The organism is Burkholderia sp. Leaf177, from assembly GCF_001424345.1.
Lineage (GTDB): Bacteria > Pseudomonadota > Gammaproteobacteria > Burkholderiales > Burkholderiaceae > Caballeronia.
In genome coordinates this window covers 435,703-460,776 of record NZ_LMPF01000024.1, presented here as the reverse complement: position 1 = coordinate 460,776, position 25,074 = coordinate 435,703, and the positions used below count along the sequence as shown (strand labels likewise).

General features: G+C 60.5%; 25 protein-coding genes. 16 read left to right on the top strand and 9 right to left on the bottom strand.

What is annotated here, in order from left to right; genetic code table 11:
• Positions 1-4: 4 nt before the first annotated feature.
• The 4 genes from ASG35_RS26515 to ASG35_RS26500 all read left to right on the top strand — a co-directional run bounded on the left by ASG35_RS26515 (position 5) and on the right by ASG35_RS26500 (position 4,911).
• On the top strand, positions 5-1,972 hold the full coding sequence (locus tag ASG35_RS26515) for a lytic transglycosylase domain-containing protein (RefSeq protein ID WP_056364574.1): 1,968 nt from the start codon (positions 5-7) through the stop codon (positions 1,970-1,972).
• Between the two features lie 101 nt (positions 1,973-2,073).
• On the top strand, positions 2,074-3,027 hold the full coding sequence (locus ASG35_RS26510; RefSeq protein WP_056364734.1) for a complex I NDUFA9 subunit family protein: 954 nt from the start codon (positions 2,074-2,076) through the stop codon (positions 3,025-3,027).
• 28 nt (positions 3,028-3,055) lie between these two features.
• Complete coding sequence (locus ASG35_RS26505) at positions 3,056-3,676, top strand: glutathione S-transferase family protein (protein WP_056364572.1); 621 nt, start codon at positions 3,056-3,058, stop codon at positions 3,674-3,676.
• Entirely contained in the window at positions 3,673-4,911 is a 1,239-nt protein-coding gene (locus tag ASG35_RS26500; RefSeq protein WP_056364570.1) for a multifunctional CCA addition/repair protein, read from the top strand. Before ASG35_RS26505 ends, ASG35_RS26500 begins: the two co-directional genes overlap by 4 nt.
• On the opposite strand, the gene ASG35_RS26495 is transcribed toward ASG35_RS26500, so the two are convergent.
• Positions 4,908-5,102: a DUF2905 domain-containing protein gene (locus ASG35_RS26495; RefSeq protein ID WP_056364565.1), complete on the bottom strand. Its 195-nt coding sequence runs from the start codon at positions 5,100-5,102 to the stop codon at positions 4,908-4,910. The two genes, ASG35_RS26500 and ASG35_RS26495, sit on opposite strands and share 4 nt — an antisense overlap.
• 4 nt (positions 5,103-5,106) lie before the next feature.
• Positions 5,107-6,321 carry a class I SAM-dependent methyltransferase gene (locus tag ASG35_RS26490; protein WP_056364732.1) on the bottom strand — a complete coding sequence of 405 codons (1,215 nt, stop codon included), beginning with the start codon at positions 6,319-6,321 and terminating at the stop codon, positions 5,107-5,109.
• Positions 6,322-6,334: 13 nt separating this feature from the next.
• Here ASG35_RS26490 and ASG35_RS26485 point away from each other — a divergent pair, with 13 nt between their 5' ends.
• From ASG35_RS26485 to ASG35_RS26455, 7 genes are all read left to right on the top strand, one after another.
• Positions 6,335-7,162: an SDR family oxidoreductase gene (locus tag ASG35_RS26485; RefSeq protein ID WP_056364563.1), complete on the top strand. Its 828-nt coding sequence runs from the start codon at positions 6,335-6,337 to the stop codon at positions 7,160-7,162.
• A 27-nt stretch (positions 7,163-7,189) separates the two neighbouring features.
• Positions 7,190-7,591 (top strand): dihydroneopterin aldolase, encoded by a 402-nt coding sequence (locus tag ASG35_RS26480; RefSeq protein WP_056364561.1) that lies wholly within the window; start codon positions 7,190-7,192, stop codon positions 7,589-7,591.
• Positions 7,588-8,532, top strand: coding sequence for a tRNA 2-thiocytidine(32) synthetase TtcA (gene ttcA / locus ASG35_RS26475; RefSeq protein WP_056364559.1), 945 nt, complete (start codon positions 7,588-7,590; stop codon positions 8,530-8,532). The genes ASG35_RS26480 and ttcA overlap by 4 nt, the downstream gene beginning before the upstream one ends.
• 164 nt (positions 8,533-8,696) lie before the next feature.
• The gene (locus ASG35_RS26470; RefSeq protein WP_056364557.1) at positions 8,697-10,004 is read left to right on the top strand and encodes a retroviral-like aspartic protease family protein; all 1,308 of its coding nucleotides are present in this window, start codon (positions 8,697-8,699) and stop codon (positions 10,002-10,004) included.
• A gap of 146 nt (positions 10,005-10,150) precedes the next feature.
• Positions 10,151-11,512 carry a bifunctional UDP-N-acetylglucosamine diphosphorylase/glucosamine-1-phosphate N-acetyltransferase GlmU gene (gene glmU / locus ASG35_RS26465; RefSeq protein ID WP_056364730.1) on the top strand — a complete coding sequence of 454 codons (1,362 nt, stop codon included), beginning with the start codon at positions 10,151-10,153 and terminating at the stop codon, positions 11,510-11,512.
• 64 nt (positions 11,513-11,576) lie between these two features.
• Positions 11,577-13,394: a glutamine--fructose-6-phosphate transaminase (isomerizing) gene (gene glmS / locus ASG35_RS26460; protein ID WP_056364555.1), complete on the top strand. Its 1,818-nt coding sequence runs from the start codon at positions 11,577-11,579 to the stop codon at positions 13,392-13,394.
• Between the two features lie 227 nt (positions 13,395-13,621).
• Entirely contained in the window at positions 13,622-14,080 is a 459-nt protein-coding gene (locus tag ASG35_RS26455) for a DUF488 domain-containing protein (RefSeq protein ID WP_056364553.1), read from the top strand.
• A gap of 320 nt (positions 14,081-14,400) precedes the next feature.
• On the opposite strand, the gene ASG35_RS26450 is transcribed toward ASG35_RS26455, so the two are convergent.
• The 4 genes from ASG35_RS26450 to ASG35_RS26435 all read right to left on the bottom strand — a co-directional run bounded on the left by ASG35_RS26450 (position 14,401) and on the right by ASG35_RS26435 (position 15,749).
• On the bottom strand, positions 14,401-14,649 hold the full coding sequence (locus ASG35_RS26450; protein ID WP_056364551.1) for a hypothetical protein: 249 nt from the start codon (positions 14,647-14,649) through the stop codon (positions 14,401-14,403).
• Positions 14,650-14,676: 27 nt separating this feature from the next.
• The gene (locus ASG35_RS26445; protein WP_056364548.1) at positions 14,677-14,919 is read right to left on the bottom strand and encodes a hypothetical protein; all 243 of its coding nucleotides are present in this window, start codon (positions 14,917-14,919) and stop codon (positions 14,677-14,679) included.
• Between the two features lie 114 nt (positions 14,920-15,033).
• A complete protein-coding gene (locus ASG35_RS26440; protein WP_056364545.1) occupies positions 15,034-15,306 on the bottom strand; it encodes a hypothetical protein in 273 nt (90 codons plus the stop codon).
• Between the two features lie 164 nt (positions 15,307-15,470).
• Positions 15,471-15,749, bottom strand: coding sequence for a GlsB/YeaQ/YmgE family stress response membrane protein (locus tag ASG35_RS26435; RefSeq protein ID WP_056364542.1), 279 nt, complete (start codon positions 15,747-15,749; stop codon positions 15,471-15,473).
• Positions 15,750-16,023: 274 nt separating this feature from the next.
• Here ASG35_RS26435 and ASG35_RS26430 point away from each other — a divergent pair, with 274 nt between their 5' ends.
• Together ASG35_RS26430 and ASG35_RS26425 are read left to right on the top strand one after the other, a co-directional pair.
• Complete coding sequence (locus ASG35_RS26430; RefSeq protein WP_056364540.1) at positions 16,024-17,406, top strand: sigma-54 dependent transcriptional regulator; 1,383 nt, start codon at positions 16,024-16,026, stop codon at positions 17,404-17,406.
• Positions 17,407-17,446: 40 nt separating this feature from the next.
• On the top strand, positions 17,447-18,226 hold the full coding sequence (locus ASG35_RS26425; RefSeq protein ID WP_156393359.1) for a hypothetical protein: 780 nt from the start codon (positions 17,447-17,449) through the stop codon (positions 18,224-18,226).
• Between the two features lie 13 nt (positions 18,227-18,239).
• Here the strand turns inward: ASG35_RS26425 and ASG35_RS26420 are convergent, their stop codons facing one another.
• A complete protein-coding gene (locus ASG35_RS26420; RefSeq protein ID WP_156393358.1) occupies positions 18,240-18,491 on the bottom strand; it encodes a hypothetical protein in 252 nt (83 codons plus the stop codon).
• 270 nt (positions 18,492-18,761) lie between these two features.
• On the opposite strand from ASG35_RS26420, the gene ASG35_RS26415 reads away from it, so the two are divergent.
• Positions 18,762-19,121: a hypothetical protein gene (locus ASG35_RS26415; RefSeq protein ID WP_235527720.1), complete on the top strand. Its 360-nt coding sequence runs from the start codon at positions 18,762-18,764 to the stop codon at positions 19,119-19,121.
• 15 nt (positions 19,122-19,136) lie between these two features.
• Here the strand turns inward: ASG35_RS26415 and ASG35_RS26410 are convergent, their stop codons facing one another.
• Positions 19,137-20,030 (bottom strand): LysR family transcriptional regulator ArgP, encoded by an 894-nt coding sequence (locus tag ASG35_RS26410; RefSeq protein WP_056364534.1) that lies wholly within the window; start codon positions 20,028-20,030, stop codon positions 19,137-19,139.
• A gap of 108 nt (positions 20,031-20,138) precedes the next feature.
• Between ASG35_RS26410 and ASG35_RS26405 the strand changes: the two genes are divergently transcribed.
• Both ASG35_RS26405 and ASG35_RS26400 read left to right on the top strand, forming a co-directional pair.
• On the top strand, positions 20,139-21,254 hold the full coding sequence (locus ASG35_RS26405; protein ID WP_056364532.1) for an aminotransferase class I/II-fold pyridoxal phosphate-dependent enzyme: 1,116 nt from the start codon (positions 20,139-20,141) through the stop codon (positions 21,252-21,254).
• A gap of 70 nt (positions 21,255-21,324) precedes the next feature.
• Positions 21,325-21,609, top strand: a complete 285-nt coding sequence (locus ASG35_RS26400) for a DUF6440 family protein (protein WP_056364531.1) — start codon at positions 21,325-21,327, stop codon at positions 21,607-21,609.
• Between the two features lie 12 nt (positions 21,610-21,621).
• Here ASG35_RS26400 and ASG35_RS26395 read toward each other — a convergent pair whose 3' ends face one another.
• The gene (locus ASG35_RS26395) at positions 21,622-25,047 is read right to left on the bottom strand and encodes an autotransporter outer membrane beta-barrel domain-containing protein (RefSeq protein WP_056364529.1); all 3,426 of its coding nucleotides are present in this window, start codon (positions 25,045-25,047) and stop codon (positions 21,622-21,624) included.
• Positions 25,048-25,074 lie beyond the last annotated feature (27 nt).

The window sequence follows — 25,074 nt, the reverse complement described above, 5'->3', positions numbered from 1 at the left end:
TACGATGTCAAAACGTCTCAAACGAGTATATCTCGCAGCCGCCACGGCGCTCGCCGCGATCACGCTGATCGGGTGCAGCACGGCATCGGCAGTTCGTCCCCCAGCCGATTATTCGCTGTCGCAAGACGACCGGACTTTCATTCAGCTGCGCGAAGCCGCGCGCGCAAATGACGCCGGCCGCGCCATGCAGCTCGCCGCGCAAATCCCCAATTATCCGGCGCCGGGTTACGTCGAATATTTCACGCTCAAGCCACAGCTTTTCGACTCGCAAGGCCACGCGCGCATCGACGCGCCAGATGAACCCGTGCTGTCGTTCCTGCAGCGCTACGACGGTCAGGCTATCGCGGACCGCATGCGTAACGATTATCTGGTCGTGCTGGGCGCGCGCCACGACTGGCGCAATTTCCTCGATCAATACCAGCGCTTCGTGCTGAACGACGATACACAAGTGAAATGCTACGCGCTCGAAGCGCGGGCGTCGCGCGGGGAAAACGTGGCGGACGCCGCGCGCGCATTGCTCGTGGATCCTAAATGGTATGGCGACGGTTGCGTGGACCTGATCAACGGGCTCGCGGTATCGCAGCAATTTACCTCCGACGACGTCTGGCAACAGGTCCGCCTCGCGTACGAGCAAAACTACACGAACACCGGCAGCAAGATCGCCGACGCGCTCGGTCAACAGCGCCCGAGCCAAAACTCGTTCGACAGCGCCGCGAACACGCCGCCGCTGTATCTTGCGCGCGGCATAGGTCGTGACACGTCGTCGCATCAACTTGCGTTGCTGGCCATCACGCGCATGGCGCGCAACGACCCGGCCATGGCGGCGGCATCGTTCAGTTCGGTGGCGCCTGCCCTGACGCCGCTGGAACGCGCGACCGGCTGGGGCACGATTGCGTATCAGGCTGCGTCGAAACGCATGCCGAGCGCGGTGGATTGGTACCGGTTGTCGGTGAATGCGCAGTTGTCGAATCCAGCTTACGAATGGCGTACGCGCATGGCGTTGCTCGCTGGCGACTGGACCATGGTGCGCTGGTCGATCGAGCAAATGCCGCCCGCGCTGCGCAGCCAGCCATCGTGGATTTATTGGCACGGCCGCGCTTTGAAGCAAGCGGGAGACACTGCCACGGCGGCGCAGGAATTCATGAGCATCGCGGATCAGTTCAATTTCTACGGGCAACTGGCGTCGGAAGAATTGGGGCAGAAGATCACCGTGCCGCCGCGCACGACCGTGAGCGACGCCGAAATCGCCCAGGCCGGGACGATCCCGGGTTTCGCGTTGTCGCAGAAGTTCTACAACATGAACCTGCGGCTCGAAGGCAACCGCGAATGGAACTGGCCGCTGCGGACCATGACGGACCGTCAGTTGCTGGCCGCGGCGCAGTACGCGCGGCGTATCGAATTGTTCGATCGTACGGTGAATACCGCCGATAAAACCAAAACGGAGCACGATTTCTCGCTGCGTTATCTCGCGCCCTACAAGGACGTGGTCGACCGCGAATCGAAGAATACCGGGCTCGATATCGAGTGGGCGTACGGCCTGATTCGCCAGGAATCGCGTTTTATCATCAACGCGAAATCCGAAGTTGGGGCGGGCGGCCTGATGCAATTGATGCCCGGCACCGCGCAACTCGTGGCGAAGAAGATCGGCATGGGCCCGGTTTCGCGTGAGCAGATGAATGACATCGACACGAACATTCTGCTCGGCACGAATTATCTGGCCATGGTCTATAACCAGTTCGACGACTCCGCCGTGCTGGCAACGGCCGGCTACAACGCCGGTCCGGGACGGCCGAAACAGTGGCGTTCCACGCTGAACGGTCCGGTAGAGGGCGCGATTTTTGCTGAAACCATTCCGTTCACCGAAACCCGCGATTACGTCAAGAACGTGCTGTCGAACACCGTGTATTACGCGGCGTTGTTCGAGGGTCGTCCGCAATCGCTGAAGGCGCGGCTCGGCTACATCGCGCCGTAAGCGTATTGCTACAGGCTCGCCGCGCGTTTCGCTTATCCGGCAACGCGGCGCGCGGGAAGCCCAGCTTCCGCACGCCGCCGCTGTCACTCACAGAGGCGAATATGCGACATCAAACCATTGCGTTGATCGGCGGGTCGGGGTTTATCGGCAGTCATCTGGTCAACGCGCTTGTCGAAGTGGGCAAGAACGTGCGCATCGCTACCCGGCGGCGTGAGAATGCAGCGCATCTCACACTTTTGCCCGTGGATGTGATCGAAACCACCGTCTACGATCCCGCTCAACTCGCCGCATTCGTGTCGCAAGCCGATGCCGTGATCAACCTCGTTGGCGTGTTGCAAGGCAAACGCGGCGTGCCCTACGGGCCACAATTCGCGAAAGCCCACGTCGAGTTGCCGAACAAGATCGTGGCCGCGTGCCAGGCAAAAGGCGTGCGGCGCCTGCTTCACATGAGCGCGCTCGGCGCGGATTCGAACGGTCCGAGCATGTATCTGCGCTCGAAAGGCGATGGCGAAAAAGCCGTGCGCAACTCGAATCTCGCTACGACCATCTTTCGTCCGTCCGTGGTTTTTGGTCCCGAAGACAACTTTCTGAACCAGTTTGCGTTCCTCGAACGGATCTTTCCGGTGATCCCGCTCGCGTGCGCGCAGGCGCAGTTTCAGCCTATTTTTGTAGGCGATGTCGCCAAGGCTTTCGTCAACGCGCTCGATCTCGATGCCGCCAGCGGCCGCGCTTACGAACTCGCCGGCCCGACGGTCTATACGCTCGAAGAACTCGTGCGCTTCAGCGGCGCGGCGATCGGCAAGAATGCGCGCATCATCCGCTTGCCTGAGACGCTCGGCCGACTTCAGGCAATGTCGCTCGAACTCGCGCCCGGCGAACCCATGATGTCGCGCGATAATCTGGATTCTATGAAAGCGCCGAACATTGCCAGCGGTCCGATCGCGCCGGAACTGGGCATTGACCCGGCGAGCATCGAGGCGATCGCGCCCATGTACCTCACGGGCGCGTCCACGCGTTCGCGCTTCAATACGTTCCGGGCGTCGGCGGGGCGTTGATTCACGTATTCAACTTCAGATATTCGCGATGAAACTCGTTATCGGTGACAAGAATCAATCGTCGTGGTCCATGCGGCCGTGGCTCGTGCTCAAGCACTTCGGCATTGCATTCGACGAGGTGTTGATCCGCCTCGGCCAGCCGGATTCGACCGCGAATATCCTGGCGCATTCGCCGTCCGGCAAAGTGCCGTGTCTCGTGACCGATGCCGGCGACGCCGTCTGGGAATCGCTCGCGATCATGGAAACGCTGGCCGAGCTTTACCCGCAACACGCCCTGTGGCCGCGCGACGCCGCTTCGCGCGCGCACGCCCGCAGCATCAGCGCGGAAATGCACGCGGGTTTCAACGATCTGCGCGAACAAATGTCGATGAACATCCAGCGTCAGGCGTTCGGCCAGCCGCTGACGGCGGGCGCGTTGTCGAACGTGAAGCGCATCGACAAGATCTGGAGTTCGTGCCTGAGCGTGCATGGCGGACCTTTCCTGTTCGGCAAGGAATTTGGTATTGCCGACGCGATGTTCGCGCCCGTCGTCATGCGATTCAACTCGTACGCGCCGAAGATCAGCGACGCCGCGCGCGCCTATTGCCAGACCATCACGACCATGCCGGAAGTCGCCGAATGGATTGAAGGCGCGCGGAAAGAGCAATGAATATTTACGCCGTGGGCGGTGCGATCCGCGATGAAATGCTCGGTCTGCCCGTGCAGGACCGCGATTACGTTGTGGTCGGCGCGACGCCCGAGCAAATGACGGCGCAGGGTTTCAAGCCGGTCGGCAAGGATTTCCCCGTCTTCCTGCATCCGCAAACGCACGAGGAATATGCGTTGGCGCGGACCGAGCGCAAGACATCGGCGGGATATCACGGGTTTCAGTTTTTCTACGCGCCCGATGTCACGCTGGAAGAAGATCTGGCGCGGCGCGATCTGACCGTCAACGCAATGGCGCGCGAAGTTCGGCCGGACGGCGAACTGACCGGACCGGTGATCGATCCGTTCAATGGCCGCGCTGACATAGAAGCACGTGTTTTCCGGCATGTCGGCGATGCGTTCGTTGAAGATCCGGTGCGTATTCTTCGGATCGCGCGGTTCGCGGCGCGCTTTGCCGATTTCACCATTGCCGATGAAACCCTCGCGCTGATGAAACGCATGGTCGCCGATGGCGAAGTCGATGCCCTCGTGCCCGAGCGCGTCTGGCAGGAAGTATCGCGTGGGTTGATGGAGAAAACGCCATCGCGCATGTTCGAGGTGCTGCGTGCGTGCGGCGCGCTCGTGCGAATCTTGCCGGAGGTGGAGTCGTTGTGGGGCGTTGCGCAACGCGCCGATTATCACCCGGAAGTCGATACGGGCATTCACGTGATGATGGTCGTCGATTACGCGGCGGCGCATGGTTTTACGTTGCCGGTCCGGTTCGCCGCGCTCACGCACGATCTGGGCAAGGCAACCACGCCAGAAGATATTTTGCCGCGTCATGTCGGGCATGAAGAGCGCAGCGTCGACTTGCTGAAGCCGCTTTGCGAGCGTTTGCGCGTGCCGAACGATTGCCGCGACCTCGCATTGCTGGTCGCGCGCGAGCACGGGAATATTCATCGAGTGATGGAGTTTGGGGCGGCCGCGTTGGTCCGTTTATTCGAGCGATGCGATGCGTTGCGCAAACCCGCGCGATTTGCCGAAGCGCTGCAAGCCTGCGTTTCCGATGCCCGCGGCCGTCTTGGTTTGAGCCAGCAGCCGTATCCGCAAGCGGAGCGTTTGCGTGAAGCGCTGGTGGCGGCGCGCGCTGTTGACGCCGGCGCCGTCGCGCAGCAGTACGCGAACGAGCCGGCGAAGATCAAGGACGCGGTTCACGCCGCACGGGTCGCGGCTGTGGACGCAGCGCTTCAAAGCGCTTAAAGCGCCCGCGCAATCAGCGAAAGAATGATCGAAAGCAGGATGGTCGACATGAACGGGAACGAATACTCGCGCCCGAACAGCTTCAACGTGAAATCGCCAGGCAACCTGCCAATGCCGAGTTTTTTCATCCACGGCAAGGAAGCCGACAGAATCATCAACGCAATAAACGTGGTGAGAACCCAGCGGATCATGGCGTCATAGCGTGTGCGAGCGGTCGCCGGAAGAGAACGCGGCGATCGTTTCATTCATGCCGCGCGAGAACGCGATCACCTTGAACAACTCGCCCATTTCCGCCTCCGATAACAATTTCTGAACCGCGTTTGCCGCGGGCAAAAAACGGCGGGCATCGGTTGGATCGATGTCGGAAAGCGCGTCCGTGATCCCCGCGTTCATCAAAAACCGCGCCTGGGACGTGAAGCCGAGCAAATCCGCACCGGCATCGGTTCCCGCTTCCGCGATCCCCGAAAACTCCACGTGCGCCGTGATGTCCTGCAAACCTGGATACAAAAACGGATCGCCGTGCGCGCGATGCCGGTAATGGCACATCAGCGTGCCCTGTGCGCGCTGAGCGTGATAAAACTCGCGCCTCGGAAACCCGTAATCAATAAAAAACGCCGCGCCGCGCGTGAGCATCGTGCAGATTGTGCGCGTGAAAGCCAAAGCGGCTTCGTGCGTCTCGCTTATATATTCGATAAACGGTTCGTCGTTGACTTCATCGATGGTTGTATTAATTTCCGCGAGCAACGGATCGTCGAGCGCGGCCAGCAAGGGTTTGTCGTCGAAAGCGAAACGGTCTTGCGCCCAGATGACGCCGCGTTCCTGCCATTCGCCGAGTTTGCGCACGACCAGCCGTACGGGCATGGCGTCCAGAACCTCGTTGCCGATCACCACGCCTTCGAATTGCTCGGGCAGCGCGCTCAGCCATCGAACTTTCGATGCCAGTTCGGGCGCCTCGGCTTCGATCGTCGCGCGCTGGCGTTCCTGCAATTCGCCCGATAAATCGACAATGGAATAACTGTCGAAGGGAACGTCGAGCGCCTTGAGCGCATTCAGCAAACCCGCCGCGAGCTTGCCCGTACCGGCGCCAAATTCCATCAGATTGCGTGTGCTGCTGTCGCGCAACGCCTGGGCGACAGGCCGCGCGAGCGTCGCCGCGAACAAGGGCGACATTTCGGGCGCGGTGACGAAATCGCTGCCATCGTCGCCACGTTTGCCGAATTTCATCGCGCCGCCGCTGTAATAACCGAGGCCGGGCGCGTAAAGCGCGAGTTCCATGTATCGGCTGAACGGCATCCAGCCGCCCGCGGAGACGATTTCTTCGCGGATGCGCGCGGTCAGCCGTTCGGACTGCGCAAGCGCATCGGGACCGGGAGCGGGTAAACTGTCGGATTCGTGAGCTTTTGGATTCATTCCGGCATTGTAAATGAGCGTTTCTTCGTCCACTTCTCCTGATTCTTCCGGCCCCAAAACCCGCGTCGTGCTGATTACGGGCGCGGCGAAACGCATCGGCCGTGGCTTGGCGCTCGGCTTCGCGGCGCGCGGCTGGGACGTCGCCGTGCATTTCGGCGGTTCGGAAACGGATGCGCAGGAGGTCGTGCAATCAGTCCGCGCGCTCGGCCGCAACGCGGTGGCGCTCGGCGCGGATCTGGGCTCGGAAAACGATGTCGCGAAGCTGGTTCCGGGGTGTATCGACGCGTTGGGCGGTTTGCATTGCGTGGTGAACAACGCGTCGCGATTCACGGAAGATACGGCGCTGGATTTCAGTTACGCGCATCTGCTCGAAATGATGGCGGTCAATGTCGGCGCACCGCTGGCCCTGGCGCGCGCGTTGTACGAAGCCACGCCCGATGCCGCTATCCACGACGAAAGCCTTCGCACGTGCGTCATCAACGTGCTGGACCAGAAGCTGTACAACATGAATCCGGATTATTTGTCGTACACGTTGAGCAAGGCGGCGCTCGACAACGCGACCGTCGCGCTGGCCCAGGCGCTCGCACCGAAGCTGCGCGTGGTCGGGCTCGCGCCGGGCCTCACGTTGCCATCGGCGGATATGACGGACGCCGAGTTCGAAGCCGCGCATCGCGTGACGCCGCTTGGCCGTGCCTCGCGCGTCGAGGACGTGGTCGCGGCCGCGTGTTATCTCGCCGAAGCGCCGGGCGTGACGGGCACGACGTTGGTTGTCGATGGTGGACAGCATCTCGTGCCATCGCCGCGCGACGTCATGTTTTTGATGTCCAACCGTTCCCAGTAAGTTAATCAGTTTCATCAGGATACGACCATGCTCGCCGTACTTTCGCATCCCCGGCTCGCCGATTGCCGGCGGCTTTTTCTGCGCAATTACGAAGTGCGCATCAACATTGGCGTGCACGATTTCGAAAAGCAGGGCGAGCAACGCGTGGTGATCAACGTGGAATTGTTCGTGCCGCGGGCTTTATCGACGCCGGTCGAGGACAAATTGCGCGAAGTCGTCGATTACGATTTCATGCGCTCGACCATCGCCAAACGTGTTGGCAAAGGGCATATCCACTTGCAGGAAACGCTGTGCGACGACGTCGCCGCCGCGCTGCTCGACCATCCGAATGTGCGGGCGGTGGTGGTGTCGACGGAAAAGCCCGACGTGTATCCCGATTGTGACGCCGTGGGCGTCGAAGTCTTTCGCATCAAAGAGGTGGCAGCATGAGTTCGATTATCGAGCCAGTTTCGGTTCCTAAAATGCGCGAGCCGATGACGCGCCACGAGCAAAAACAGGCGTACGAGAACAACAAGTTGTTCAAGCGCCTTGCGCGGCAGGTTGGCGAAGCGGTTGTCGATTACAAGATGATCGAGGACGGCGATAAGGTGATGGTGTGCCTGTCGGGCGGCAAGGATTCGTACGCAATGCTCGAATTGCTGATGCGCTTGCGGGAACGCGCGCCGATCGACTTCGACATCGTGGCGGTCAATCTCGATCAGAAGCAGCCCGGTTTTCCCGATCACGTGTTACCCGAATATTTGAGCAAACTCGATATCCCGTTTCACATCGAAAATCAGGATACGTACAGCATCGTCAAGCGGCTCGTGCCGGAAGGCAAGACCACGTGTTCGCTGTGTTCCAGACTGCGTCGCGGCATTTTGTATCGCGTGGCGGGAGAATTGGGCGCGACGAAAATCGCGCTTGGCCATCATCGCGATGACATTTTGCAAACGCTGTTTTTGAATATGTTCTACGGCGGAAAGTTGAAAGGCATGCCGCCGAAACTTCAATCCGATGACGGCAAGAATGTGGTGATCCGGCCGCTCGCGTACATCAAGGAAAAAGACCTGGAGAAGTTCGCGGAGTTGCGCGAATTTCCGATCATTCCGTGTAATTTGTGCGGCAGCCAGCCGAATCTGAAGCGCGCTGAAATGAAGGCGCTGATCCGCGATTGGGAAAAGCGTTTTCCGGGACGCGTGGAGAACATGTTCAACGCGCTATCGAACGTGGTGCCGTCGCATTTGATGGATCACACGCTTTTCCCGTTCGGCGGCTTGCGCGCGACGGGCGTGGCTGATCCGGCGGGGGATATCGCGTTCGATGAAGATCCATGTTCCACGGAATCGCCATCGCAAACTATCTCGATTGTTCAATTCGATGATATTTGAAAGTATTTGAGCAGGGTCGAGATCAATGAGCGCGCCAGTCGAGCGCGCTTTTTTGTTGCGAATTACGCTGAATTGTGAACCTTAGTTCGCAATCCTGTTTAATGAGACAGACGCGGTGTTAGTTTTATCAGCTCTTCGGCATTTCGCCGAGAAAAGAGTGACGAATGTCGAAAGCTGATGTGCTCAACCAAAGCAAGAAGCTCGCAATCACCGCACTCGGCGTCCTTTCCTTTGGCGCCCTGTTGTTCCCAACGAATAGTGTGGCCCAGCTCACGCCTATTCCAATGTATTTGCCTGGCGGCGTGGTGCGCGTATATCCGCGGCTGCAATCACGTTTTCGAAGGCCACCTTCGCCCGAACTGCCTCTGCCGGTTTTTCCCGGGGACACTCCGCCTTTGCCAATGCCCCTTCCTGGTCAATCGCCCCCGTGGCATTGGCAAACCCCGGAAGATCTGGCGAATCAAGTGGTATCGCACCGCGTTTTGACGCCCCAATCCGCGCCGCCGAACACATGCCAGCTCAAGCTCGAGGCGACGGTCGCGATGACACCCACTGCGTCGGGCGACTACACCGTGCCCGTGAATATTGGCGGGAATTTATATCCGATGATTGTCGACTCCGGCGCAGAAAGCACATCGCTTGTCCCGGACGTTGCCGACGCCTGGCATCTGGCTGTCGATACGACCAGAGCCTCGGAAACTACAGGCGCAGGCGGGAGTATTAGCGACGACTATCCGCGAATCCTCCCGTCGCTCAAATTCGGTACGTCGGAATGGATCGACCTGCACGTGCAAACGTTCGCAGTCGCGGCGCCGGCTTCAGTTCCGCAAAGCTCGCCTCCCATCGGAATCCTCGGCGCGAACGTGCTGAGCCGTTATGACGCGGAGTTCGATTTTCCGGGACGGACGTTATCGCTTTACACCGCGACCGGATGCCTGGGTCAGTTTGTGCCGTGGCACGGCGCCTACGAGGCGTATCCCGCCGATAAAATGGGCCGGAACCGGTTTATCGCCGATGTTTCACTCAACGGACATGCCGTGCGGGCAATCGTGGATACCGGCGCGGATGCGTCGCTTGTGACCTCCAGCGCGGCCGAAGACGCAGGTGTCGATGCCGTCGCGCTTGCCCACGATCCGCAATTGACGGGCTCGGGCGCTGGCGGCGTGCCGGTCATTTCTCATCGGCACACGTTCACAATGATCCTCGGCAAAAGGATCTACCGCAACGCGCCGTTACTCGTTGCGAACGAGCATTTTCGGGATAACGACATGCTGCTTGGCATGGATTTCATGCGAAGCCGGCGGGTCTGGTTGTCGTATTCGAGTGGCTGGGTGTTCATGCAAACCGCTAAAGAAGAGGAGCAGGCGCCAAGCGGGACGAGCGACACGCATCTATCGTTCAAACATGCGTTCCACGGAGCCGCTGGCACGATGCACGAGCATACCGATCCGAAGAGCGCGCCGCCGCTCTAGAAATTCTCGTTCCCGGCACCGTCCTGCTGTCGCAATAATACGTGCTGAAGACCGTCGAATCGTTGCTCAGCAAGGCGGCACGGGAAATCAAGCGCCGAGCCGCGTGCTATATTGACGGCTCCAACACTTCCAAAAAAGCTGACGCCATGAATATCGTTATTTTGGCGGCAGGCACCGGCAAGCGCATGCGTTCCGCCTTGCCGAAAGTCCTTCATCCCCTGGCTGGCCGGCCTCTTTTGTCCCATGTGCTCGACGTCGCGCGCACGCTCGATCCCGCGCGGCTCGTGGTGGTCGTCGGGCACGGCGCCGATCAAGTGCAAAAAGCCGTCGGCGCGCCCGATGTCCAGTTCGCGATCCAGGAGCAGCAACTCGGCACCGGCCACGCGGTCTTGCAGGCGCTGCCGCTGCTCGATCCCACTGTTCCCACGCTGATTCTCTACGGCGACGTGCCGCTCACGCGCGCAAGCACGCTAAAGCGCCTCGCCGATACCGCCGGTCAGCACTACGGCGTTCTGACCGTGACGCTCGATGACCCCACGGGCTACGGCCGTATCGTGCGTGACGCAATGGGCAAGGTTCAGCGCATCGTCGAACAGAAGGATGCCAACGCCGATCAGCAGAGGATCACCGAGATCAATACGGGCATTGTCATTACGCCGACGGCGCAGCTGGGCGAATGGCTGGCATCGCTGAAAAACGACAACGTGCAGGGCGAGTTTTACCTCACCGATGTCGTCGAGCGCGCGCTCGAAGCAGGTATCGACGTGGTGACGTCCCAGCCCGACGAAGAATGGGAAACGCTCGGCGTGAACAGCAAGCAGCAACTCGCCGAACTTGAGCGGATTCATCAGGGCAACGTCGCGGACGCATTGCTGGTCGCGGGCGTGACGCTGATGGACCCGGCGCGTATCGACGTGCGCGGCACGCTGACGTGCGGGCGCGATGTTTCCATCGACGTGAATTGCGTCTTCGAAGGCACCGTGACGCTGGCGGATAACGTGACGATCGGCCCGAATTGCGTGATCCGCGACGCCACCATTGGCGCCGGCACGCGCGTTGATGCGTTCACGCATATTGAAGGCGGCACGACCGGCGCGAACGTCGTGCTGGGACCGTACGCCCGTTTGCGGCCGGGCGCCGTGCTCGGCGACGAAGCGCATGTCGGCAACTTCGTGGAAGTGAAAAACGCGGTGTTCGGACGTGGATCGAAGGCGAATCATTTGAGTTATATCGGCGATTCGGACGTGGGCGCGCGCGTGAATATTGGCGCGGGCACGATCACCTGTAATTACGATGGCGCGAACAAATTCCGCACGGTGATCGAGGACGATGTGTTTGTCGGATCGGATACGCAGCTCGTCGCGCCCGTGCGGGTGGCGCGCGGCACGTCGATCGCGGCGGGAACGACGATCTGGAAGGATATCGTCGAAGAAAATCAGCTCGTGATGAACGAGAAAACGCAGATCAGCAAAAGCGGTTACGTGCGGCCGGTGAAGAAGAAAGCCTGAAGCTCCACGATGCTCGCCGTCGGGCGAACGCGGCGCGATTCAAAAACAACTTGAAGGAAAGATCATGTGCGGAATTGTTGGCGCGGTCGCGCAACGTAACATCGTCTCGGTGCTGGTCGAAGGTTTGCGGCGGCTCGAATACCGCGGCTACGATTCGTGCGGCGTCGCGGTCATTGCCGATGGCGAAACCAAACGCGCGCGCAGCGTTGCGCGCGTCGCCGATCTCGCCGAGCAGGTCCGCGCGGGTCATCTGGACGGCGTGACCGGCATCTCGCACACGCGATGGGCCACGCACGGCGCGCCCGTCACCGACAACGCGCATCCCATCTTCTCGCGCAACGAGTTAGCGCTGGTGCATAACGGCATCATCGAGAATTACGAAAGCCTGCGCGCCACGTTGCGGGAAAAGGGCTACGAGTTTGTATCGCAGACCGACACCGAGGTCATCGCGCATCTGATTCACAGCATGTATCGCGGTGACTTGTTCCAGACCGTGCGCGAGGCCGTGAAGCTGTTGCACGGCGCCTATGCCATCGCCGTGATTCACAAGGATCAGCCGAACACGGTGGTCGGCGCGCGCGCGGGTTCGCCGCTGGTCGTTGGCGTGGGCGATGGCGAGAACTTCCTGGCGTCGGACGCGCTCGCGCTCGCGGGCAGCACGGACCGTTTTGCGTATCTGGATGAAGGCGATGTGGTCGAGATCACGCTCGATGGCGTGAAGATCGTCGATCGCGATGGCTTGCCGGCAGAGCGTGAAGTGCGTGTGGTCGCGGCGTATGGCGGCGCGGTCGAACTCGGGCCGTATCGGCATTTCATGCAGAAGGAAATCTTCGAGCAACCGCGCGCGATCACCGACACCATTCCGCAAGCCGAACGTTTCACGCCCGAATTGTTCGGCGCGAATGCGGCGGAGGCTTTCGCGGATATCGACAGCGTCCTGATCCTCGCGTGCGGCACCAGTTCGTATGCCGGCATGACGGCGAAATATTGGCTTGAGTCCATCGCCAGGATTCCTACGCAGGTTGAAGTGGCGAGTGAGTATCGATACCGCGAGTCGGTGCCGAATCCGCGGGCGCTGGTCGTGGTGATATCGCAGTCGGGCGAAACCGCCGATACGCTCGCCGCGTTGAAGCATGCGCAATCGCTTGGGCACAAGCACACGCTGGCCGTGTGCAACGTAGGTTCGAGCGCAATGGTGCGACTGACCGAGCTGACGTTCCTGACGCACGCGGGCACCGAGATTGGCGTGGCTTCCACGAAGGCTTTCACCACGCAGCTTGTCGGCATGTTCGTGCTGGCGGTGACGTTGGGCGCGATGCGTGGACATGTGAGCGCGAAGCAGGAAACAGCGTATCTCGCGCAGTTGCGGCATTTGCCGGCGGCGCTCAACAGCGTGCTGGCGCTGGAGCCGCAGATCATCGCGTGGGCGGAAGAATTCTCGCGCAAGGAAAACGCTTTGTTCCTCGGGCGCGGGTTGCATTATCCGATTGCGCTTGAAGGCGCGTTGAAGCTGAAGGAGATCTCGTATATCCACGCTGAGGCGTATCCGGCGGGCGAGTTGAAGCATGGGCCGCTGGCGCTGGTCACGGAGGCGATGCCGGTGGTGACGATCGCTCCTAACGACGCGTTGTTGGAGAAGCTCAAGTCGAATATGCAGGAGGTGAAGGCGCGCGGCGGCGAGTTGTATGTTTTCGCCGATGCGGATACGCGCATTGTCAGCGAAGCCGGCATTCATGTGATCCGGATGCCGGAGCATTATGGTTTGCTATCGCCGATCTTGCACACGGTGCCGCTGCAATTGCTGGCTTATCACACGGCTTGTGCAAGAGGGACCGATGTGGATAAGCCAAGGAATCTGGCTAAGAGTGTGACGGTGGAGTGAGGGGGATTGGTCGGCCGTCAAAAGCCACGAAAATCCGCATTGAATCGTAAAACGCCGCGTTGATGCTCGTCATCATCGCGGCGCTTGCGTTTTAAAGGTCTTGGACAACTTAAGCAGGCGCTGGACGGGGCGGAAGGCTTTCGCTGGTCCCACGGGGCCAAGAAACGCTACGGACATGAACAGCGGGCCGGAAATGGCCACAATGACGCCATGCCCAACGCGGAATCATGACGATGCCCCAACTCATGCAAGTCACCACCATCGGCTTCACGCAAAAATCTGCCGAACGCTTCTTCACGCTGCTAAAAGAAGCTGACGTCAAAACCGTCCTCGATGTCCGCCTGAACAACACCTCGCAACTCGCGGGCTTTTCGAAAAAGCCCGACCTCGAGTTTTTCCTCTCCAGCATGTTCGATATCAACTACATCGACCTTCGCGAGCTCACGCCCGAACGCGATCATCTCAAGCGATATCAATCCGGCGATATGTCATGGGACGACTACGCGTCGGCGTATATCGAGGTACTGGCGAAACGCCGGGTAGAAAGCAACCTCGACATCACCGTGTTCAACGGCGCGTGCCTCCTCTGCAGCGAACACACGCCCGACCGATGCCACAGAAGACTCGCCCTTGAATACCTGAACTCACGATGGTCCAACCGCTTGACCATCCGACATTTGCTATGACGCGTGCCCGTGCTCACTTTATAAGCGCCGCCACCAACCGTCTTGCCTCGCGCCTTAATGTTTTTATCGTGAGTGATATGTATACGTAGTAATAGTTAACAAGCATCGCTCGTATCTGTGGACAAGCATTGAAAGCTTCACTAGATCAACGCTCTACAGAACAGATAACCGCAAGCACGCTTGGCGGACAACGCAAACAACCGAAGGATAACTTCGGCGTCGCCACGCACGTGCTCATACTTATCAAGAATCGACGCACATCAATCCATGTTGTTATGCCGAAGTTATCCAGAAGCGCCAGCGAATAACTTGCATAGATATCAGCCGATGTTCATCAGCGTCATCTGGCTCACGAGCAACGCGCGAAGCTCGCTCAAGTCCGGCCGCGTGCCCCAGTTGCGCGCGCCCGCAACGGACGCGATCGCCATCCACGAGTTGGGCGGAAACCATTCACGCAGCGCGACTTCGTCCTGGAGGATCCGAAGCCGGCCGGTTTCCTCGCAGTAATCGGCGCACATTTGCGTGCCGGCCGCTTGCGTTGTCACTCGAAGACTCCGGGGTCGCAGCATGCGTGCTCCTCCTGTTCGATAAACCGTTCAAGAAGGCGTCGCGGCGCCGTGCTGATTCGCTTCCATAGCGCGTTCTTTCGCTTTTTCCTTCGCCATGTGATGCCCGACAATGCAACCGCCGACAGCGCCCACGACCGCATGATGTCCGGCGACATGGCCGGCAACGCCACCCACGACCGCGCCTTTAAGACATCCAGCCGCGTTGGCCGTGCCGGCTGCTGCAAAGAGCGCCAGCGACGATAAAGCTGCAATCGAAATTCGTTTGTTCATTCGTGATCCTTGGAGGCGTCGGGTGACATCGATATGAATGTCATCCGGTGATCGAAGTCTATGTGCAGTCTCCGCTCGCAAGTGAAACCGGTTTGCGAGTTTGGTAACGCGCAGTTACCGCACGCCAGATGCGCGCGTGCTTTCTGTAACCGCCAACCCATGCTTGGATTGCGTAATAGCTTTCAGTCCGCTGAGGGGATCGGCGATGGGTGTATCGATGAAAAGAGAAGCGTTCCCAATAACAGGAATCGGTTTCGATGCCGGAACAGCGCCGGTCAAAGCCAAAACGCCAATACCGCTCACCAGGATCACCGCAATGCCCGTGGCAACGATCAGAGCACGGATACGGCGACGTTGCTGCTCATGGAGATTCAAGCTGACGTTCACGACAAACCTCGCGGATGGATGCGTCCTGCTACAACGCGCTCGCCGCGACTCGCGTGCACCATCCACGCCTGAGATTTGTAAGTAGATGTGCGACTTACGATCAAATTGCATCGCGCAAACAAAAACCCCGTGCAACGCACGGGGTTTCGGATCGTACAAAGCCTTTATACAGTTGGCCCGGCTCGTCCACGGCTAAAGAGCCGCACGATGAGAAGCAGGATTACCGCGCCGATTACCGCCGTAATCAACGAGCCGATAATGCCGCCACCCAGATGAATTCCGAGCGCGCCGCCCAGCCATCCGCCTATGAAAGCGCCAACGATCCCGACAATGATGTCCACCACAATCCCAAAGCCGCCGCCATCGACAATCCGCCCGGCGAGCGCGCCGGCAATCGCGCCGATGATGAGCCAGAAGATGATTCCGTGCGAAACAGGTTCCATAGCGTTCTCCGTTGGATAGTTCCGCGTGTTGAGTAAAACGCAAGCCCGACGCGGCGTCTCATCCAGTGCAAACCACGTGCCCGGAATCGCGTAAAGAGTGCCGGTTACATCTCGCGATCTTTTTCATTCATGGATACGCAAACTAACTTTTGGTTTCACCTGAAGCGAGGGTGCATCGATAGGATGGGTCACCCGGAAAGTTGCGCCCGTCGCGACTGGCCAAGCTGTTCCATTCAGGTGTAAAGAAAGTCTTACCAGAGAATCTTTTATAACCATGGATCGCGTGCATCGGACGCTTGTTTATATAGGCGACAAGCCTGACGAAGAGCTTCTAAAAAATCTCGGCAATGCCGGCTGGAAGTTGGTGCACGCAATCAGCGCAAACGCTTCAACCGATTTACCCGATACACCCATGCCCGCCTTGCTCGATCTCACGGCGGGCGTGAACAAGGCGCACATTGAACGGGTCGAACAGCTTTCGCGCTCAGCACCGGTGGCGTGGGTCGCGCTGGTATCGCGTGAATCGCGGGATTTGCAGGACGTGCGCGATGCGATCGCCACGCATTGCTTCGACTTTGTCACAGTGCCCACGCCGTACGAGCGCATTCTGAACGTGTTGTCGCAAGCGGTCGGTATGGAAGCGTTGCGCTTCAACGAAGACGCAATGCCCGCCAGCGACGCTTTGGCGAGCACCATGATCGGTTCGTCGGAAGTAATGCGGGCGCTTCATCGCGCGATCGGAAAAGTTGCTTCGACAGAAGCAACCGTTTTTATATCAGGCGAATCGGGCACGGGAAAGGAATTGACCGCGCAAATGATTCACGCTCGGTCCGCGCGGCGCGACATGCCGTTTATTGCGGTAAATTGCGGCGCGGTTCCGCATGAACTCCTGCATTCGGAATTGTTTGGCTATGAACGCGGCGCATTTACGGGCGCCACGCAACGGAAAACTGGCCGCGTGGAAGAGGCCAATGGCGGCACATTGTTCCTCGATGAAATCGGCGACCTGCCATCGCAGAGTCAGGCCGCATTATTGCGCTTCATCCAGGAACGGAAAATCGAACGACTGGGCGGTATTGAAAGCATCGATGTGGATGTGCGTGTGATAACCGCAACACATGTCGATATGCAGGCGGCCGTCGACGAAGGACGCTTCCGGGCGGACCTGTTTTTTCGCCTTTGCGTGCTGGAAATCAAGGAGCCGCCGCTGCGGATTCGCGGCAAGGATATTACCGAGCTGGCGCTGTACGCGCTCGAACGTCTCAGGGACGAGCGCGTACGCCGCATTCATGGTTTTGCGCCGGACGCCATCGTCGCCTTGCATAATTACGGCTGGCCCGGCAACGTGCGCGAACTTATTAATCGCGTGCGTCGCGCAATAATTTTATCCGAGGGAAAATACATCACTGCTGAGGATCTCGAACTATCCGATCACGCCGCGAATGCACCGGATTCGCTCCGGGAAGCACGCGCGGCCGCGGATCGGCGCGCCATAGAAATGGCGCTCTTCATACATAAGGGCCGTGTAATAGATGCGGCCCGCGGCCTTGGAATTTCCAGGGTTCACTTACATCGGCTGATGCAGGAATTTGGAATGCCTACGCGCGCCTCGGGCGAAGATTTGCACGAGAGCGGCGACCCGGCCCAAGCCCTGTGATTTCACCGGTACCCACTTAAACATGGAGACTTTTATGCGCATGCTGGAGTCTATCGGTCACGCAGCGTGGACGACATGCGAAGAGTGCGGAAATGACTTTCCTGCAGGCACTTACCGATGCGGGCGATGCGGCCACGTGCCGAATTTCCTGAGTCGCGCATCGAGTTTTGTCGACGCTGCATTTCAGACGAATACCATCAAGCGTCCCCGGCGTTCGAAAGGCGCGTATCCGGGACTTGCCGAAAGCGCGCTCAAGTTTTATCAGGCGCGCAAGAAACGCGCGGAGCCGCTGATATGGATCGGTTTGTTTGCTGGCGCCGTGCTGATAGTGTGGGCTTTGCACGGCTCACATTCGTCCGACATGGATCTGAAGCCGCAAGCAATTACTTCCCATACGTTTGCGAGCGGAGCGATCGTTCGGAATCAGGCGGCAAGCGCTGGCGCGAGCCGGGCGCAAACGCCAACCCCAGCGCCGACCCCGAGCGCGGCTCCAATTCAACCGCCCGCAGCCGTTTCGACCATTCCCGGTGCTGCCGAGTTTTATCGAGCGTTGCAAAGCCGGAATCTGTTCGTGGCGCATCGGCGTCTTGCTGCCATGCCGGACAACGGCGACGCGAATGGTCCGTTGCAACAAATGCGCTCGCAGCTGGAAGCGCAGGAGCATTTGCGCGATGGCCTTCTGAAGCGCGCGCGGCAGTGTCGAATGATCGGGGACTGGCAGTGCGTAGTGGAGAATGCAGGGCAAGCTTCAGGCGTGGATGCGTCGAGCGTATCTGCGCGGCGTCTCGTTTCGGAGGCCGCTCAGGCGAGCAGCAAGTGATGGATCAGGCTATCTACGAAGGCATTGCGCCGCGGATCTTCGAGTGAGTGGTGTCGCTCGATGCAGACATGCAAAGCAGCGCCTTGACGCGCTTTGCCTGCTCGGCGACGAGATCAAAATGATCCTGCACGAATGTCAGCCGTGCCGTCCAGTACGCACCGTTGAAATGCGGAACGGGGCCTTGCGTGCGCGACAGACGCAGCATTTTTTCCAGATGATCGATTTCTCGCTCTGCTAGTAGTGATCGGAATTTGGGCGATGCCATGTGGTCCCTCGTTGCATATTTTTGTGAATCGAGGGACACAGCAAACGATGTGCCCAAAACGAAAAGCTCGGCATTCGCTGCCCACTTTTTTATTGCCAACATTTTTGAACGAGTAACTTACAGTTCAAGGCTCAACGACTTTCGCGCCGCAAGCAAGCTTTCTCGCTCGGGCGCTAATATTTTATTCAGGCGTGGGCTTTTGTTTCCTTCGATTCCATCCGCGAGCGTGATACGGCCGCAGCCGAATGACGCCATCACGAGGTGCTTCCAGTGAAAGCCTCAATCCATATCAAGCACGGCCGTTTGATACCGGCCGCGATCCTCTCCGCTACGTTTTTCGCAACCGATGTTCTCGCCGATGACGCGTGCCCGCAGCTCGTGGAATCGCGCGCGGGCAGCGTGTTCAATATGTCTGCGTTTATAAAGGACAAGGGTTCGCCGGAAGCTGCGCTGAATGCCGCGCGCGAAGCGGTGACCAAGGTCAATCGCGGCGGCGGTTGCCGTGTGCTGAGCGACGTGCCCGCTTGCGAAGAGACGCTCAAGCTGGCGAGCGTTGCCATTGAAGCGCTGCAGACTTGCGCTGCATCGCGGGTGCATCGGCCAATGAATAATAGCCAGGCAAACGGTTAAACGTATTGCTGCAAGCTAGTCGAGAAACGCCTTCGCGCGTTTTTGCAGCATGGTCCTGAAATCGTCGAGCCAGCCGATGGAAAGCCGCCAGGTCTGCCAGTAAAGATCCACATCCATATGCGCGCCCGGCACGACCTGCACGAGTTCCCCCGACTCGATCAGCGGCCGGATCATGCGCTCGGGACACATGCCCCAGCCCATTCCGGACGCGCAGCCGCGCACGAAACCCGCCACGTGCGGAATCAAATGGCGCGGCGGATCGAGATCCGCGCGCGTGATGCGGCGAATGAAACGCCGCTGCATCTGGTCCTTCGAGTTGAACTCGACGCGCGGCGCTTGACGCAGCGCGTCGCGTGTCAGGCCGGCCGCGAAATATCGATGAAAAAACGCCGGCGAGCATACCGGCAGATATCGCATGCGTCCGAGCTTGGTCGACCGGCATCCCTGCACGGCTTCCGCTTGCGTGGTCACGGCGCCTTGCACGCTGCCGTCGCGTAATTGCTGGGCCGTGTGGTCCTGATCGTCGATCACGAGATCCAACAGCATTTCACGCTCGACACAGAAGCCGGATACCGCGTCGATAAACCACGTCCCCACGCTGTCGTCGTTGACCGCTACGCGAAACGAGGGCCACGCTTCGGCAAGCATGCCGGGCAGCGTGGGCATCTGGCTGCCGAGTTCGGTTTCGAGTCGCCGCACGCGCTCGATATGACGGCACAGCAAGGCGCCCGGCGGCGTGGCAATGCATGGCTGGCCGCGTTTTACCAGCACGCTTCCCACGCGCTCTTCCAGCAGCTTCACGCGTTGCGATACCGCCGACGGCGTCACGTTCAGTTCGCGTGCCGCGCGGTCGAACGAACCATGGCGCACGACGGCGCCGAGTGCATCGAGGAGAGCGTAGTCGAGCATTAGCGTTTCTTAAGTGGGATTAGGAGAGTTAGCTTCGTTTATGGGCTTACGAGCGGCAGACTACGCGTATCGATAAAACCCGTCACGCTTCTTCTCTTCGGACCCGCCATGCAACCCGCGCCATTTGCACTCGAACGATACTTCGCCGTTCACGAATTCACTGCACGCTATTTGATGTGCAGTTCCGACCCGGAATCCATGTCGATAGCCGATCTCCTGGCGCTCGAACCCGGTTCCGCCGATGCCTTCAACACCACGTGGCTCGGCTATACGGAATACCCAGGCGCGCCCGAACTTCGACGCGAACTTGCGACCTTGTACGAATCGATCGGAACGGAAGAATTGATCGTGCATACCGGCGCGCAGGAAGCGATCTTCTCGTTCATGAACACCATGCTCAAGGCCGGCGATCACATGATCGTGCATATGCCCGGCTATCAGTCGCATTACTCCGTGGCGCAGGCGTTGGGCGTGCACATTTCGCCGTGGATGGCGCGTGAATCCGATGGCTGGTCGCTCGATCCGGACGAGCTCGAAACCATGCTGCGTCCGGAAACGAAGGCCGTGCTCATCTGCGCGCCGCACAATCCGACGGGGTATTTGCCGGACCGCGAACGCTTCGATGCAATCGTCGGTTTTGCGCGCAAGCACGGGCTCTGGCTTTTCAGCGATGAGGTTTATCGTGGACTCGAACACGATCCCGCGCATCGGTTGCCGGCCGCGTGCGATGTCTACGAGAAGGCGATCTCGCTCGGCGCGTTATCGAAGTCGCACGGTCTCGCGGGCTTGCGCGTGGGCTGGGTCGCGACCCGCGATCGCGATGTGCTTGCCGCCATGAGCACGTTCAAGGATTACCTGACCATCTGCAATAGCGCGCCGAGCGAATATCTGGCGGCAATAGCGGTGCGCAATACGAGCGCGCTGATCGAGCGAAACACGGCAATCGTGCGAAGCAATCTGACTTTGCTCGATCCGTTTTTTGCGCGGCATCGCGAGATATTGGAATGGCATCGGCCATTGGCGGGGACGGTTGCTTTTCCGCGATTGACGCACGGCGGCGCGGAGCGTTTCTGCGCGGACGTGCTCGAACGCACCGGCGTGCTGCTGCTTCCCGGCACGTTGCTCGATCATGGCGATACACATATTCGTATCGGACTGGGACGCCGGAATCTGCCCGATGTCCTCGGCATCCTCGACAACTATTTGCGCGAGCAATACCGGTAGTTGAACCTCGTGCGCGGGATTTCATCGAACGGAATGCGTGTCTTTGCGCACAACGTCACGAGGAACGCACATGAAAAGGTTGTTGGTATTGCTGGCGGTTAGCGCGTCGTTTGCGGCGCAGGCACAGAACGTTCCGAACGCCGAGCCAAAACCCGAATCGAAGCCCGCTTCGAGGCCCATCCCGCATGCGGGCTCTTCCCGATTCACGCGCGAAACCACCGAGGACATCAATCTTCAGATGGAGACCGATCACGAAACCGGTTGCCGATATCTGATCGCCGAAGGACAAGGCATCACGCCGCTGCTCAAAAGCAACGGCACGCCCGATTGCAGCGCACCGAAGTTCGGCGGGTAGGGCGCGCGGGTCTTACCATTTCCATCGGACGCCGGCGTTGCCGCCTATCGTCCGTTGATGCGAGCCGCCAAGGTTGGTGAGGTAGCTTGCCGTCACGAACGCGCTGCCCGATCGCGTCACCTGGGCAACAAGTCCCACGTTCAATTGCCCCGATGTCTGCCCGATACCGCCCGGAATGACGGTGGTTCCGCCGAACGTCGTGCTGTCGCCTTCGCCGAACGCGCGCAGCACGCTCACGCGCGCGTAGGGTTGCCATTTCACGCCGGCGCCGCTGAAGGTCTGTTGCAGCCGCACGCCGAGGCGCCCGATGTACGTGTTGCCGTTGTTGAACGACACGGACGAAACGCCGTCGTTGAAGTCGTTGAGCGACAGGTTTTGCCACATGATCTGCGCTTGCGGCTCGACTACCAACGCGTTGCCGAGCGCGATCGGGAAACCGCCTTCCACGGAACCGGTCACGGCCGTGCCGTGCGTGCCCGCGCCGGTTCCCTGACTGGACAACGGGTCCACGGTTATCGATGAACCCATCAGCACGGCGTCCGTGTACCAGCCGGTTGGGCCGACGTGCGTCCAGTATCCGCCGAGACTGTAGGCGTTCATCGATAAATGGCCGACGTCGACGTTCGGGAAACCGAGGGCGAAACCATCGACGTCGCCAGTCGCGCGCGCGAAGCCGATGAACAGGCCGTAGTGGTTCTTGTGGCCGCTCGGGGATGAATCGGCGTAGATGTCGTGGCCGGCCTGCGCGCCGAAAACGGAGCCATCGAATTCCGGATTGGCCGCGCCGTCCTGACTTTGCACGGAATGCGCGCCCCAGACGCGGCCCCACGCGGCGGGTAACGCGCCGGTTTCGTTGAGCAAGGACTGATCGCCCTGGCGGTCGTGGAAGTTATCGATCTGCTGGAAGCCGAGTTCGCGCGCGACCATCGGGATGGCGGCGTATAGCGCGACTTCGGGCCGGTACAGCGGAATGGGCGCGGAGCCGGCGGCCGGCGCTGCGGGAAGCGGCGGCGTGCCAGGCGCGGCTATCGGGCCGGGGCCCGGTGCGGATTCCGACGGCGGCGTGGTGCCGGAAGGTGTGCCAGGCGTTCCCGGAGTTGTGGGCTCGGACGGCGTCCCGGGCGTGGTTGGCGTCGTTGGTGTTCCCGGTGACGTAGGCGTTCCCGGTGTTCCCGGCGGCGTGATCGGCGGAATCGGCGTGATCGGCGGCGCGGCGGCAGCCACGGTATTGCGCAGATACCAGCTTTCGCTCGTGCCCGCCGTGACGCCGCCCTTCGCGAGGTAATAGGTGTAAGCGCCCGCCTTGATGGACGCCGGCAGCGAAAACGCGCCCGCAGCCGATGTCGCGCCGTTCGTCGCCTGAACTACCTGAATGCCATCGGCGGCAGTCGCGGCGCCCGTTCCACCGACGTTGTTGATCAGCAACGTGCTGGATCCGCTCGCGCTGCCGCCGCTGACGACCAGTTTGTCCGATGCCGAGTTGTCCAGCCCAACCACCGTATTGAGCGCGATGCGAGCGTTCTGTCCGATGTAATTCCCCGTCACCACGAGCTGATTGCCGACGCCCGGCCCGGCAATCTGCGCGAGGCCGTTGTTCGTGAGCTGTCCGCGCACGTTCAACGCGCCCGTTCCCGCCGATGCAAACGCAGGCAGCGCGTTTGCCGCGAAGATCGTGCCGTTGTTGGTGACATCGCCGGAAATGGTCCCGTAGCCGCCCAGATTCGTCCCTGCCGCAATGGAAACCGGGCCGCCGCCGCCGAGCGACGCGCCCGCGTGCGAACTGTCGCCCACGGCGAGCGTGCCGGCGACGAGCGTGGTGCCGCCGGTGAATGTCGTCGGCGCCTGCAGCAGGAGTTGCCCCGCGCCGAGCTTGGTGAGCGACCCCGCGCCTGAAATGTTCTGCTCGATGGTGGTATCGAAGTTCTGGGTATCGATAACACCGCCCGCCGCGCCAAGCACGATGGGCCGCGTCGCCGCCAGATCCAGCGCGTTGTTCAGCCGGAGCGTGCCGCCGTCGAGCGTGAGGCCGCCAGTCGGGGCGCCCAGCGCGTTATCGGCGCCAATGGCGAGCGAGCCGCCGAGAACCGCCGTGCCGCCCGAATACGTGTTGCCGCCGGCCGCCGCGGGAGTCAGCGTCAAAACGCCCGCACCGGTTTTATTGACGGCACCCGTACCCGAGATCGTGCCGCTGTACGTGCCGTCGATGTCCTGCGCCAAGCGAACGAGGCCGTTGTCGGTGACGTTGGTCGGCAAGTTTTGCGCGGTGGCTTGCAGCGTGCCGGGTGCATCGACCAGAGCGACGGTGGTCGGCGCGAACTGGCCGGTCAGATTCAGCGTGCCGGCCTGCACTTCGGCGAGGTTGAAGTCGCCAGTGCCGCTGAATGTCCAGGCGTCACCGGCCATTCTCAAGGTCTGGAAGCGCGTGAATGCATTCGATGCCTCACCGCGTCCCTGCAGGATTACCGTGCTCGCGCCCGGTCCGCCGCCGCCGTCCGCCCCGCCGATGATCTGCGAGCCCGTCTGCAGGATCAGCGTGTTGACGCCGTTGCCCATCGCGATCGCCAGAGGGCCGCCGGATTGCAGCAAGCCGGCGTTGGTGACCGTGGACGCGCCGTTCAGCGTTCTGACCGCCGCCGCGCTCTGGCTGAAAATTTTACCGCCCGCACGATTTTCGATCGTCGCGGCAAAACTCGATCCTGCGGTATTCGAAAAGACAGCATCGGAGTCGGCGCCTGTCGCGGTGATGGTGCCGGTGTTGACGAGCGAATCGTTGTTGCCCTGGAGATACGCCGTGGGGCTGTTTGCGCCCGAAGTTGTGAGCGTTCCGCTGTTGTTGATCGTCCCGCTGCCGCCAACAATCGATGCCGCGCGCGCGTTGCTGCCGCTCGTTGTTATCGTGCCGGCGTTCGTCAGCGTGTTGTTGGCCTGACCAACATTTGTCTGCCCCCAGGCGGCCGACATGCCGTACGCATTCGGCCCAGCAGTCGATATGGAACCGTTGTTCACAAGCGAATTGCCGCTGCCGTTGGCGGCCATGCCGTCGTTGTACGCGCCCGTCGTGACGATCTTCCCGGACAACGCATTGGTAATGCGATTGGTATCGCCGGTTCCCAGCAAAACCGCGCCACGATTGGTCCCCGAACCGCCGCCGCCAGTCAGCGTGAGTGCGCCGCTGCTGGTGATCGTGCTCGATCGCGCGACGTTGAACGACACCGGCGAACTCGCGCGCGTCAGGGCGGCCGCCACGGTTGAATCGATAGTTATATTGACGCCCGTCGACCCGGTCAGCGCAGCCACCGGAACGATGCCAGTTCCGCTGCAGACCACGCTCGCACCGGTTGCCGGCGCGGTTGAAGTGCACGCGGCGTTCGCCGTCCCCGTAAATGCTCCCGAAAAAACAACAGCGCTGCAAATGCCCAAATCGACTGCTTTCTTCATTGTCTCGGTCTCTTAGAACGGCCAATG